We start from the raw sequence: 12,131 nt of genomic DNA on the forward strand, positions 1-12,131 counted from the left end.
GCCGGCTCAGTTGGTGAGCGCGAACGTCTCCAGCTTGGCGGCATTGTCGCCATTGACCAGGACGCAGTCCATCAGCTGCTTTTCCTCAGCCGGGGACTTCTTGTTCTTGATGAAGTCGTTGGCCTGCTCGACCGCCATCTGCGCCTGCGCGAAGGCCGGCTGCAGGACTGTCGCCTTGATGCCGCCGGAGGTGATCGAGTCGCGCACGTCGTTCGACCCGTCGAAGCCGACGACGATGACGTCCTTGCGGCCGGCAGCGGCAAGTGCCGCATGAGCGCCCATCGCCATCGTGTCGTTGCCGGAGATCACGCCCTTGATATCGGGATTGGCCTGGAGGATCGATTCCATCTTTGAATAGGCCTCGGTCTGGCTCCAATTGGCCGACTGCTGCGCCACCATCTTCAGGTCCGGATAGTCGTCGATGACGTCGTGGTAACCCTTGGAGCGGATGCCGGCATTGGTGTCGGATTCCTTGCCGACGAGCTCGACGAAATTACCCTTCTCGCCCATCAGCTTGACGAATTCCTGCGCGCCGAGCTGGGCGCCCTGATAATTGTTGGAGACGATCTGCGCGACGGCAACGCCGGTGGCATTGATCTCGCGATCGATCAGGAAGGAAGGAACGCCTGCGTCCTTGGCCTTCTGCACCGCGGCGACGGTGGCGTCGGCGCCGGCATTGTCGAGGATGATCGCCTTGGCGCCGCGGCCAATCGCCGTGTCGATCAATTCGGACTGCTTGTTGGCGTCGTCGTCATGGACGAGCACCAACGCCTCGTAGCCGAGTTCCTTGGCCTTCGCCTCCGCGCCGACAGCTTCCGCCTTGAAGAACGGATTGTCATGCGAGGGCGTGATGATGGCGATCAAATCCGCCGCATAGGCGGGTGCGGCGGTGCCAAGCGCCAGCATGCCGGCAAAAGCCGCAAGCGTCATTCTGCGTGTCAGTTTCATGTATTCCTCCCGTTGAAAATCCGTGCCTTGTCCCAAGGCTATATGCATTCGATTTCGTTAGCCGGCCGTAGGCGGCGGGTCGCGTCAGATTCACAAGCCCTTGGCCGGCTTCACAGCGACGGATCGCTCCCCCTATCCTCCACTCATCCAGCGCCTGATCCTGCTGCGAAGCTTGACGTCCGATCCATCGAACAGCTAAGCCAACTGGTATAATGAGTCAATGACAATTTCAGGTGACATGTTCCGAAGAACGCGTCGCTGCCCTCAAGTGATGCGCTGAATGCTCGCGGCAATCTCCTCCGGCTCGAACACCCGCTTCCAGTCGTCGCGCATCAGCACCGGCTTGCCGAACTCTATCGCCTTGTTGCAGGCGTCGGAGAACACGCCTTTGGTCTCGCCGAAGATGACGGCGCCAAGCACGTTCATATGCCCAAGCAGGAAATCGAGCGCCGCCTGCTTGTCGACCCCGCGCGCCACCACCTCGTCGACGGCCTCTTTCATGATGACGAGCAGCGAGGCGCACACCGTTTCAGAAAGGCCGGGCTCGAGAAGCGCCATCTGATCGACGGTGACGCGATGCGAGCGCATGACCGGCGCCCAGATGATCTTGGCGATCGCCTCACCCTTGGCGAAATCCTCCTCCGGTCCCTGCATCAAGGCGCTGACCATGTGCTGCTTGGCCTTGACGCCGCCGAAATAATCCTTCTTAGCCGCCATGTCGGTCTCGTCGTTGAAGATCGGCGGATGGCACGGGTGGGTGACGAAATAGGTCAGGTCCGGCCGCTTCGGCAAATGCCCGGCGAAAGGTGCCGCGGCGTCGAGCACGACGACCATCGTGCCTGATGCAAGCTTGCTCTCGATACTCGCCGCGACCTTGCCGATGTGCGTGTCCGGCACCGCCAGGATCACCACATCGGCTCCATCAAGCGCCTCATCGGCGCTGACGGCATCGATGCCGAGGCCCGACTTAAGCCGCTCGCGGCCGGCGTCGCTGACCTCGACATGGCGTATCGTATAGGGAGATCCGCGAAAATTGGTCGACAGACGGTAACCCATTTTGCCGCCCGCACCAAACAGCGCAATCGTTGTCATGTGTCCGTTACTCCTGAATTCCAACGACGGCCCTGCCGATCGTCATCCCATTGACTTGTATGCACATTGCCGCCGGTCGGCGGATTAGAGAACGCAGGGGAGCCGCCGCTCAAATGACGATGCCATGGACGGTGTCTCGGGCCCCCGGATGTCCAGCACAGCGCAGCTACGCGGAGCATGCTATCTTAGGTACACATTATACCAGCATACCAAATTGGCAAGCGGCCATGGCACGGCTCTGACCACTTGTTTGGCCGTCGTTTACCTCCTGTTCAACGGCAAGGAGCGATCATCGCGCTGAACCGCCGATCGGCGGAATGATTCGCAGCCGACAAAGGCCCATGCTCGAAACTTCACTCTACAGCCCGGTCAAGACCTTCCTGGAAGGCCTGGGATTTATGGTCAAGGGCGAGATCGGCGGCTGCGATCTGCTGGCGCTGAGTGCCGACTCTCCGCCGATCGTCGTCATCTGCGAGCTGAAGCTGAAGTTCAACCTCGAACTGGTGCTCCAGGGCGTCGACCGTATGGCGGCGAGCGACGAGGTCTGGCTAGCGGCATGCATGTCGGCCCGTGGCAAGGGCCGTGAGAGCGATGTGAGATACCGCAATCTCTGCCGTCGGCTCGGCTTTGGCCTGCTTGGCGTGCGACCGAACGGCGAGGTTCAGGTGCTGCTCAGCCCGACGGCATTGGCTCCGCGTCGGAATCCCCGGCGCCGCTCGAAGCTAATTGACGAACATCGGCGTCGGCAGGGAGATCCTGTCGCCGGCGGCGGCTCGCGTGCGCCGATCATGACCGCCTATCGCCAGCAGGCACTGGCATGCGCCGCAGCCCTCGCCGATGGCCCAAAGCGGCCGCGTGACTTGAAGCCCAACCTGCCGAACGCGCCCAAGATTCTGCTGCACAATGTGTATCGCTGGTTCGCACGCACCGATCGCGGGATCTACGAACTGACCGCTCAGGGCCATGAGGCGTTGCAGCGCTGGCCGCAGCCCGATCGCAGCCACACCGCTGCCTGAAACAGGCAACGCCGGATTTCGCGCCCTGCTTTCCGCGACAATCACGGCTTCCGCCAAGACATCACCTCGCTCACGGAACCATATTTCGACACGATGGTTTTGTCGTCACCGAATTGATCGTCCGCTAAGCAAACGGAAGGAATGGCCATGCGCCTATCGACGACAATTGCCACACTTTCGGCACTGGCCCTTGCCTCGCCGGTCTATGCGCAATCCGTGGGACCAGAGCTTGCCCCTGTCCCGCCGACGGCCCCGCAAACCCTGCCAGAGCAAGCCACGCCCGAAGGGACCACTCCCGACCAGGCTACACCTGACCAAGCCTTCTCCGCCCAGAATTTCACCGCAGTGGCAATCGTGGCGATGGAGGATCTGCCTCCTGACATCAAGGCACAGGCGGAGGCCGTCGTCACCCAGACCAGCGCCGAGGATTTGCGCATCCTGCAAAGTTCGATCGACGCATCGCCGCAGGCGGCATCGGCGCTGGCGGCGAACGGGCTTAATTCCACGCAGGTCGTCGCAGCCAATATCGACGGCGACGGCACGCTGACGCTGATCATCCAGACGACGACGTGAGCGGCTGAAAGCGGACAAGCCGGCTCCGGCACGGAACCAAAGCCCGCTTGATCGCGGAGGACTGTCATGGCCGAGGCTGCAGTTCGCAACTTCACCATCAATTTCGGGCCACAACATCCCTCCGCTCACGGCGTCCTGCGGCTGGTGCTCGAACTCGACGGCGAGATCGTGGAACGCGCCGATCCCCATATCGGCCTGCTGCATCGCGGCACCGAAAAGCTCATCGAGTACAAGAACTACCTGCAGGCCTTGCCCTATTTCGACCGGCTCGACTACGTCGCGCCGATGAACCAGGAGCATGCATTCTGTCTCGCCGCCGAGAAGCTCCTCGAAATATCGGTTCCGAAACGCGGACAGCTCATCCGCGTGCTTTTCTGCGAAATAGGCCGGCTGTTATCGCACCTCCTCAACGTCACCACGCAAGCCATGGACATCGGCGCGCTGACGCCGCCGCTCTGGGGTTTCGCCGAGCGCGAGAAGCTGATGGTCTTTTATGAGCGCGCGTCCGGCGCCCGCATGCACGCGAATTATTTCAGGGTCGGCGGCGTGCATCAGGATCTGCCGCCGGAACTCCTAGACGACATCTGGAAGTTCTGTGATCCGTTCCTCAAGGTCTGCGACAATCTCGAAGAGCTGTTGACCGAGAACCGCATCTTCAAGCAGCGCAATGTCGATGTCGGGGTGATCGGCCTCGATGATGCCTGGGCCTGGGGCTTTTCCGGCGTGATGGTGCGCGGATCGGGCGCGTCCTGGGACCTGCGCAAGGCGCAGCCATACGAATGCTATTCGGAGATGGATTTCGATATCCCAGTCGGCAAGCATGGCGACTGCTACGACCGCTATCTCGTCCGCATGGAGGAAATGCGCCAGTCGGTCCGGATCATGCGGCAATGTCTGGAAAAGTTGCGCTCACCAGAAGGCCAGGGACCGGTCGCGATTCCGAGCCACAAGATCACGCCGCCGCCGCGTGCCACGATGAAGCGCTCGATGGAAGCGACAATCCACCACTTCAAACTTTATACCGAAGGCATTCGCGTGCCGAGCGGTGAAGTCTATGCCGCCGTCGAGGCGCCGAAGGGTGAATTCGGCGTCTACCTCGTGTCGGACGGGGGCAACGTTCCCTACCGATGCAAGATCCGCGCACCTTCCTTCGCCCACCTGCAAGCGATGGATTTCCTGTCCCGAGGCCATATGATCGCCGATGTTGCCGCGATCATCGGCTCGCTCGACATCGTGTTCGGAGAAATCGATCGCTAGTTTAGCCAGGTCGCAGGATCTTCCCCGATCGCAGGATCATTCGTCGTTAGTAGCCGCGCAGGCAGGCCTGGACGGCGCTCGACCGCCGGTCAGACGAAGGCTCTCACCTGTGGCGGGCCAGCTCAAATTCTCACATCAAAGACGGACGCATGGCCGCGACAAGGCGCAGCCAAGCGTCGAGGAGTTTCACAATCTGCGCGGCCCGACGGCGCACGAGCCCTTCCAAGTTCGGAAGCGCTCTCCACGGCGCGGAAAGAACGCGTGTTCCGCCGTTCCTCGTACCGCCTCAATGCACGATCAAGCCCTTCATCCAGGCAACAAATCTGTTGCCGCGAACTATCCCGCGCACCCTGGCAGCGGCCCATCTCGCTTGCATCGTAGCGCCGACATGGCAATGGCAGACGATTTGGTGCAACTGCCGGTCGCTCAGTTCGAAGAAGCGCTTTGCCTCACCATAGGTATCATCGCTGAGGCCCATGGCACGCAGAACCGGATCCTCGAAGGCGACAGTGAGCGGCGTCCCAGCGCCACGCGATCTGTCGCGCGCTTCCCTGTTCATATATTCGGTGCCTGGAAGCGCCCCAAGGCATCGCGTCGGGTTTTGTTCGAGAAGTTCCGCCCAACGTTCAATCCGCTGGGTTCGAGTCATCGCCGGATACGCCGCGAAGGACTCAACTTCCGCGACGGCCTGCAGTTGGTCGAGTGTTTGATGTTTCATGGTCGGCTCCTGTCGACAGGTGAATTCGCCCACGCCTATATGAGCAATTATCGCGCCATGGAGCGCTGACAAGGCCGGACCGCCGCAACATGAGGCGTACGGATCACCTGCCCGGTGAAGCGGCGCTCGAATTCCGACGCGCCCCCGCCTGTGTTCGATGTCGACCCGTTAACCGAACCCGTTTCCGGACAGGAACTTTTGCGGAAGCTTGCCGTTTGGCTTTGCGTCCGCTTCGGCGGCTGCAATATCAATCTTGAAAGCAATTCCGTTGGACACGAAGCCTCAACGCGTCGAGCAAGACGTCGAGCCTGTAAATGAAACCCGGGAGCAACCGGCCCCGGTTCGAGAATCTCGTGAGCGATCGGCAGAGCCCCGGCAGGAAAAACCCGACGGGAATGCCTCGCAACGAAAGGCCGGTCTGCTCGGCTTTCTCAGGCGCCATCCCTATGCGGCCGCAGCCATCGCGCTTGCGCTGTTGCTCGTCGTGGCAGGCATCGCGATCTGGTGGCTGAACGCTCGCCAGTACGAATCGACCGACGACGCCTTCATAGATGCGCGCATAGTGACGATCGGTGCGCAAATAGCCGGCCGCATTACCGAGCTGGCGGTTACCGACAATCAGCACGTACAGGCGGGCGATGTCCTCCTGCGTATCGACGACAGCGACTATCAGGCAAACCTGAAGCAGGCCGACGCCGGCGTCGCCGCGGCCGAGGCCGAAATCGTCAATGTCGCCGCGCAGATCGAGGCTCAAAAAGCAAAGGTAAACGCTGCCCAGAGGCAGGTTGCACAGGCCAAGGCAGCGCTGGATTTCGCCAAGGCCGAGGATCAACGCAATCGCGAACTCCTGGCCAGGGGCACGGCAACGCAGCAGCAGGCGCAGCAGGCGGCATCGACGTTGCGTCAGGACCAGGCTGCGCTGGACAGCGCCGAGGCCAATGTCGCCTCGGCAAAAAGCCAGGTTTCGGTCTTGCAGGCACAGGCCAGGAGTGCCGAGGCGCAGCTCGAGCAGGCCAAGGCCAGCCAGGAGCAAGCCCGCACGACGCTGTCACGCACGACTATCACAGCACCCGCAGCCGGGCGGGCAACGAGCATTTCTGCGGCTAACGGCACCTACGCCCAACCTGGCCAGGTATTGATGATGTTCGTTCCCGACGAGGTCTGGGTGAAGGCCAATTTCAAGGAGACGCAGCTCGATCTGATGCGGCAGGGACAGCCGGTCGACATCGATATCGACGCCTACCCGGACAAGTCCTTCCATGGTCGCGTCGACAGTATTCAGGCCGGCAGCGGCACCGCCTTCAGCCTCCTGCCGGCCGAAAATGCCACCGGCAATTACGTCAAGGTGGTGCAGCGCGTGCCGGTCAAGATCGTCTTCGACAAGCCGCCGGATGTGCTTCTCGGGCCAGGCCTGTCGGTGGTGCCGACGGTCAAGGTGCGATGAGCGGCGAAACCGCCAGAAATCAGGGTGAAAGCCGATCCGCCGCCGGGACGCACAATCCCTGGCTTATCGCCGTCGTCGTCTCCATCGCCACTTTCATGCTGGTGCTCGACACCTCGATCGCCAATGTCGCCCTGCGCAACATCGCCGGCAGCCTGGCGGCCGGAATGGACGAAAGCACCTGGGTGATTACCACCTATCTCGTTGCCAACTCGGTGATCATCCCGGTCAGCGGCTGGCTGGCAAGCGTCATCGGCCGCAAGCGCTACTACATGCTCTGCGTTGCGACCTTTACCGTCGCGTCGCTGCTGTGCGGACTGGCGCCCAACCTGGAACTGCTCATCCTGTTCAGGGTCCTTCAGGGACTCGGCGGCGGCGGCATGGCGCCAAGCGAGCAATCGATCCTTGCCGATACCTTTCCGCCAGAAAAGCGCTCGCAGGCCTTCGCGCTTTACGGCATTGCCGTCATCGTCGCACCGACGGTCGGGCCGACGATCGGCGGCTGGCTGACCGACCATTTCTCCTGGCACTGGATCTTCTTCATCAACGTGCCGTTCGGCATCCTGTCGCTGGCCCTGGTGCAATGGCTGTTGGTCGAACCGGACGTACTCGAACGCGAACGCAAGGAACGGCTGAAAGGCGGCCTGAAGATCGACGGGATCGGGTTCGTCCTGGTAGCGACGGTATTGGGGTGCCTGGAGATTTTTCTCGACCGGGGCCAGCGCTACGATTGGTTCGCCTCGGATTTCATCACCACTTTCGCAGTGATTTCCGCGATCGCGTTCCTGCTGCTTATCCCATGGGAACTCAGTCGCGGCGATCCGGTCGTCGACATGCGTCTGTTGTTCACGCGCCAGTTCGGCACAGCCTTCCTGGTCATGATGGCGGTCGGTGCTATCCTGTTCAGCACCACCCAGATCGTGCCGCAGCTGCAGCAGACGACATTTGCCTACACCGCGACGCTCTCGGGCCTTTCGATGATGCCGGGCGGCATCGCCATGTTGATCTTGATGCCGGTGTCCGGATTTGTAGGCAGCATCGTGCAGCCCAAATATCTGATCATGATGGGCATGTCGGTGGTCGCAGTGGCCCTTTGGCATATGACCTCGCTTACTCCGGACGCCAGCTTCCGCTTCTTTGCCTTTGCCCGTGTTTTCCTGATGGTCGGGCTGCCGTTCCTGTTCATTCCCATCTCGACCGCGGCCTATGTCGGCCTGCCCCCGCAGAAGACCAACCAGGCATCTGCGCTGATCAACGTTGCACGCAATATCGGCGGCAGCATCGGCGTCTCGCTGTCCAACACCGTCATTGCGCAAAGCTCCCAGATCCATCAAACGAATCTGGTCGGCCACACCGTGCAGTCGTCGCCCGCCTATCAGCAGGCGCTTCGGCAGGCGACCGAGCATTTCGTCGCCCAGGGTTCGCCAATGGTCGAGGCGAAGCAGCAGGCGATCGCCTGGCTTGGTCAGTTGATCGCTCGCCAGGCCACGCTGCTCGCCTATGTCGATGTCTTCCGCTACTGCGCGGTGGCAACCGCCCTGCTCGTTCCGCTGGCGCTGCTGCTGCGGTCAAGCAAGTCAGGCGGCAGCCAGCCGAATCCGGAGATGGGCTGACCCGCAGGCGCGACGGTGTAGTTCCAAAAACGGGCAAGCCGGGAACCAGCCGACCCGTTGCGTTGTTCTGCGCCAAGAGGAGATGATTACGATGGCCACTATTCCCACACCCGAGCCAACACCGACCCCGGTGCCACCGCCTCCCATCCCCGATCCCAAGCCCGTGCGTGAGCCGGACCCCGACAGGCTCCCCGACGAGGATCCCGTTCCCAACCCGGATGAAAACGACATTCCACCGAAGCGGATGGCTGTTAACCGGCAATTGCCATGATCGTTCTGCAGCGTGCACGGGCGATTGCTTGCGCCAGTGGCGCTGCCTGTCAGATTTCGAGCATGGCGTAGGGGCGGCCAGTCGGCTTGGCGACATGCATGGCAACGTTATAGACCGACGCCCCGCCCGGCGTACGGCCCTCGTAGGCGCCGCGATGCGCATGACCATGCACCACCGCACTGACCTGGAACCGGTCTATCGTTTCGGCCAGGCGTGACGAACCGAGAAACGGGAAGATCTCCAGCGGCTCGCCTTCGACCGTCTCGACGACAGGCGCGTAGTGAAGAACGACAAGCGTGCGTTTGGCGCGGACCTGCCGCATCGCGTTTTCAAGCCGCATCGCTTCGTTCACGCTTTCCGCCACCATCGACTTGATGGCCGGTTCGCCGAAGGAGCCGAGCATGCGCGATCCAAAACCGCCAACGAAACCCTTGACCCCGACGAACCCGACCTCGTGAATCTCCGTCGCCTCGCCATCGAGCAGATGAACGCCCGCCTGGCGCAGAATGTCGGTGACCTGCTCGACGGCGCCTGACTCATAGTCGTGGTTGCCAAGTACGGCGACGACCGGGATCGTGCAGGCACGCAGTTCCTCGGCAAGGAATTCGGCCTCCCGAGGCTTGCCGAGATTGGTAAGGTCGCCGGTCAGCACGAGAACCTGGGCTTCGCGCGACATCTCGCCGAAAAGATCGCGGTACGACGCCTGGTCCTCCTTGCCGACATGCAGATCGCCGATGGCGGCGATCTTGAGTGTGCCGCCGTTTTCCGCCTTTGCCGAAGCAGGTTTGAGTTCGTCAGCCATCGCTATATTCTCCTTCACCGCCGACGTCGGCAAAGCCCCATTCCTTGACGTCGATCTCATAGTCGGTTCGTGAAAGCATGCGCCCGCGGCAGATCCGCATCCGGGAAGGCGGCAGTTCGCGCTGTTTGGCCAGCCGGTCGAGCAATTCGTCGAGCAGCCACGCCGGCACACGGTCTCGCTCCGTCGGATAGATCCATCGGAAGTTCAAAAGATGCATCAGCAAGACTTCCCAATGGACTTCCATGTAGGAAAGCAGCCTTTGCCAATCGATCTGGTCGTGCGCCTTGAGGATGGTGTGCGCGACGTCGGCGCCATCGTGGCGGCGGCGGTCCTGGATGAAGCTTTTGGACCAGATAAGCTCGGTTGGGCCGATGATCCGCACCTGGCTGCCCAGCAATTCGCCCTGACGGGCGTGCTCCAGCCACAGGTCGTCGACGGGCATTGTGCCGTTCATCGAGGCGAAAATGACGTCGAAAAAATGCGTGCCCTTGAACACTTTGCCGAGCCACCGGTCGTCCTCGACCACGACAGCGTAACCGATCCGCTTGAAATGGGCGAGGATGCGCGGGCAGTCGCCGGCCTTGCAGAAAATATCGAGATCCTTGGTCAGGCGGGTGATCCCGGTATAGGCGCTTACGGCATAGGTGCCGGCGACGAGAAAGGGGATGCCGGTCGTAACAAGCTCGCGGATCGCCTCGATATAAAAGACCTCCGCTTCGGCATTGCGAGGCGTCGGGGCGGCTTTTGGATCGACCGACGGAACGGATGCCGGGATGGCGCTTTCCGGTGGGGGATTAATGATCATGGCAATGGCTCCTGGCCCGGCAGACCAGCAGCCGCCTGTATCTAATAGCCAAGCACGCCCGATGGTTCCCGCCGTTACGCGGTACTGCCGCTCCCGCCGCTGCATCAGGCGAACACATCGCCGTCGCAGGCCTTCGAAGCGGTCATGGCTGTCGCCGTCGCGGCAGTGATGAAAAGACATGCGACCGGTTATTTTGGCGTCAGGATCGCAGTGCAATCAGCCTCAAGCCCGTCGAGGCGGAGTAGGCCCGCTATCATCCTCAGGTCCGGAAAGGATTGGCTTCAACATGGTTCCGGAGCTGTCGGAGGCGCTGCGCACCCGGCGCAACAGCCCTTTCAGCGCCCGTAGCCAAACCGACTCTGTTTTCCGGAACGCTGCAGGCGGCGTGGCGAAAAGGCCATTCTCCATTTTGTAGTTCCTCACAGTCTCAGTCCAAATCAGCGTTCTTCAACGAGCAAAGCTTGTGTTGGTTCCGCGTCGCCATCGGCGGGAGCACGGGCTGGACGGGGCGGGGCCATCATTGGCGGGTTCGAGCAGGCTGGCCTTCTGCAGCGAGATCAGCGCCTCGCGAGATCAGCCTCGGCGATCAAGTGGCGGAATTCAGCCACCAGCCGGCGGGATTCGGCTCGTATCCTGATGCGCCGGCTCTGGACACGACCCGCGAAGGCTGAAATTGTGATCGTATTTCCAGTTGCAAATTTGGTTGGGCTCGGCGGGGATGGCGCTGGTTTCTGAAGACATTGCCCGCCATCCGGCGCTGCGTCGCCATGTCCAGGCTCAGTCGCGGACGCTTCTCCAGACCTATGAAGCGAACCCGCGGCTGGCCTCCGTATTCGCCACCCAACAACGTTGGCTGATGGCCCATATCGGCCTTGCCTTGTATTTCAATCGAGAGCCGGACGATCATCGCAAGGGACTTACGTCCGCACGGTTCATGGACGACATCTGCCGGCATTCGGTGGCCAGCCGCAACACCGCCGACGCCTTCCTGAAGGAGATGCTGCATTACGGCTTCATCCGGCATCTGCCGATCAAATATGGGCGCATCCGCCCCTTTGAGCCGACCGCGGGCACTCTGGAGACGGTTGCCGGCTGGGTCATGGCTCATCTCAGAACGCTGGACAGCCTGGACAGCGGATTTCGACTGGCTGCATTCGTCGCACAACCGGACATGCTCGCCAAACTGCAGCCGCTGGTGGCCGACGGCCTGCTTTCGTCGCATGCCGTGCGGGAGCCGAGACAGACCTTTTCCTTATTCACCTGGCTCGACAATGGCGGCATCGTCATGGATTGGCTGATGTCCGGCGTCGACCCCGATCATGCCGACCTGGGCCGAATCCCGACCGGTGTCGTCTCAATCGGAGATTTCGCGAACTGGCTCAAGCTTTCCCGGACCCACCTGTCACGCAAATTGGGCGATGCCGAAGAACTCGGCAGCGTCGGCTGGTTGGGCCAGCGCGGTCACTCGGTCACGTGGGTGTCGAGCGAGTTCTATCAGGAATACATGACCGCCCAGGCGGTCAAGCTCGCCATCATCGATGCAGCCTTCGATAACTGTGTTGTAACTTCGCAAGCCAGCTGAACCGCGAGCCGAC

General features: G+C 61.7%; 11 protein-coding genes. 6 read left to right on the forward strand and 5 right to left on the reverse strand.

All coding sequences use genetic code 11. The annotated features are described in order from the left end of the window. Nucleotides 1-6: 6 nt before the first annotated feature. Nucleotides 7-948 carry a D-ribose ABC transporter substrate-binding protein gene (locus NKI08_RS05080; RefSeq protein ID WP_352469588.1) on the reverse strand — a complete coding sequence of 314 codons (942 nt, stop codon included), beginning with the start codon at nucleotides 946-948 and terminating at the stop codon, nucleotides 7-9. Between the two features lie 264 nt (nucleotides 949-1,212). After that, nucleotides 1,213-2,040: a phosphogluconate dehydrogenase C-terminal domain-containing protein gene (locus NKI08_RS05085; RefSeq protein WP_352586635.1), complete on the reverse strand. Its 828-nt coding sequence runs from the start codon at nucleotides 2,038-2,040 to the stop codon at nucleotides 1,213-1,215. A 341-nt stretch (nucleotides 2,041-2,381) separates the two neighbouring features. Here NKI08_RS05085 and NKI08_RS05090 point away from each other — a divergent pair, with 341 nt between their 5' ends. The 3 genes from NKI08_RS05090 to NKI08_RS05100 all read left to right on the forward strand — a co-directional run bounded on the left by NKI08_RS05090 (nucleotide 2,382) and on the right by NKI08_RS05100 (nucleotide 4,886). Beyond that, a complete protein-coding gene (locus NKI08_RS05090; RefSeq protein ID WP_352767592.1) occupies nucleotides 2,382-3,056 on the forward strand; it encodes a DUF2161 domain-containing phosphodiesterase in 675 nt (224 codons plus the stop codon). A gap of 147 nt (nucleotides 3,057-3,203) precedes the next feature. Continuing rightward, entirely contained in the window at nucleotides 3,204-3,629 is a 426-nt protein-coding gene (locus NKI08_RS05095; protein ID WP_352767594.1) for a hypothetical protein, read from the forward strand. Nucleotides 3,630-3,695: 66 nt separating this feature from the next. Further along, nucleotides 3,696-4,886, forward strand: coding sequence for an NADH-quinone oxidoreductase subunit D (locus tag NKI08_RS05100; RefSeq protein ID WP_352501918.1), 1,191 nt, complete (start codon nucleotides 3,696-3,698; stop codon nucleotides 4,884-4,886). Between the two features lie 286 nt (nucleotides 4,887-5,172). Here the strand turns inward: NKI08_RS05100 and NKI08_RS05105 are convergent, their stop codons facing one another. Further along, the gene (locus tag NKI08_RS05105) at nucleotides 5,173-5,604 is read right to left on the reverse strand and encodes a hypothetical protein (RefSeq protein WP_023675469.1); all 432 of its coding nucleotides are present in this window, start codon (nucleotides 5,602-5,604) and stop codon (nucleotides 5,173-5,175) included. A gap of 268 nt (nucleotides 5,605-5,872) precedes the next feature. On the opposite strand from NKI08_RS05105, the gene NKI08_RS05110 reads away from it, so the two are divergent. Both NKI08_RS05110 and NKI08_RS05115 read left to right on the forward strand, forming a co-directional pair. After that, nucleotides 5,873-7,048, forward strand: a complete 1,176-nt coding sequence (locus NKI08_RS05110) for an HlyD family secretion protein (protein WP_352539320.1) — start codon at nucleotides 5,873-5,875, stop codon at nucleotides 7,046-7,048. Beyond that, nucleotides 7,045-8,658 (forward strand): DHA2 family efflux MFS transporter permease subunit, encoded by a 1,614-nt coding sequence (locus NKI08_RS05115; protein ID WP_352767597.1) that lies wholly within the window; start codon nucleotides 7,045-7,047, stop codon nucleotides 8,656-8,658. The genes NKI08_RS05110 and NKI08_RS05115 overlap by 4 nt, the downstream gene beginning before the upstream one ends. A gap of 320 nt (nucleotides 8,659-8,978) precedes the next feature. Here the strand turns inward: NKI08_RS05115 and NKI08_RS05120 are convergent, their stop codons facing one another. Next, a complete protein-coding gene (locus NKI08_RS05120; RefSeq protein WP_352767599.1) occupies nucleotides 8,979-9,731 on the reverse strand; it encodes a metallophosphoesterase family protein in 753 nt (250 codons plus the stop codon). Next, nucleotides 9,724-10,536 carry a nucleotidyltransferase family protein gene (locus NKI08_RS05125; protein WP_352539322.1) on the reverse strand — a complete coding sequence of 271 codons (813 nt, stop codon included), beginning with the start codon at nucleotides 10,534-10,536 and terminating at the stop codon, nucleotides 9,724-9,726. Before NKI08_RS05125 ends, NKI08_RS05120 begins: the two co-directional genes overlap by 8 nt. A gap of 718 nt (nucleotides 10,537-11,254) precedes the next feature. Between NKI08_RS05125 and NKI08_RS05130 the strand changes: the two genes are divergently transcribed. Beyond that, a complete protein-coding gene (locus NKI08_RS05130) occupies nucleotides 11,255-12,118 on the forward strand; it encodes a hypothetical protein (protein ID WP_352767601.1) in 864 nt (287 codons plus the stop codon). Nucleotides 12,119-12,131 lie beyond the last annotated feature (13 nt).

The organism is Mesorhizobium sp. M0768, assembly GCF_040320195.1.
Lineage (GTDB): Bacteria > Pseudomonadota > Alphaproteobacteria > Rhizobiales > Rhizobiaceae > Mesorhizobium.

Coding starts and splice junctions, on each gene's coding strand:
- NKI08_RS05080 (WP_352469588.1), bottom strand. CDS start 948: ATGAAACTGACACGCAGAATGACGCTTGCGGCTTTTGCCGGCATGCTG.
- NKI08_RS05085 (WP_352586635.1), bottom strand. CDS start 2,040: ATGACAACGATTGCGCTGTTTGGTGCGGGCGGCAAAATGGGTTACCGT.
- NKI08_RS05090 (WP_352767592.1), top strand. CDS start 2,382: ATGCTCGAAACTTCACTCTACAGCCCGGTCAAGACCTTCCTGGAAGGC.
- NKI08_RS05095 (WP_352767594.1), top strand. CDS start 3,204: ATGCGCCTATCGACGACAATTGCCACACTTTCGGCACTGGCCCTTGCC.
- NKI08_RS05100 (WP_352501918.1), top strand. CDS start 3,696: ATGGCCGAGGCTGCAGTTCGCAACTTCACCATCAATTTCGGGCCACAA.
- NKI08_RS05105 (WP_023675469.1), bottom strand. CDS start 5,604: ATGAAACATCAAACACTCGACCAACTGCAGGCCGTCGCGGAAGTTGAG.
- NKI08_RS05115 (WP_352767597.1), top strand. CDS start 7,045: ATGAGCGGCGAAACCGCCAGAAATCAGGGTGAAAGCCGATCCGCCGCC.
- NKI08_RS05120 (WP_352767599.1), bottom strand. CDS start 9,731: ATGGCTGACGAACTCAAACCTGCTTCGGCAAAGGCGGAAAACGGCGGC.
- NKI08_RS05125 (WP_352539322.1), bottom strand. CDS start 10,536: ATGATCATTAATCCCCCACCGGAAAGCGCCATCCCGGCATCCGTTCCG.
- NKI08_RS05130 (WP_352767601.1), top strand. CDS start 11,255: ATGGCGCTGGTTTCTGAAGACATTGCCCGCCATCCGGCGCTGCGTCGC.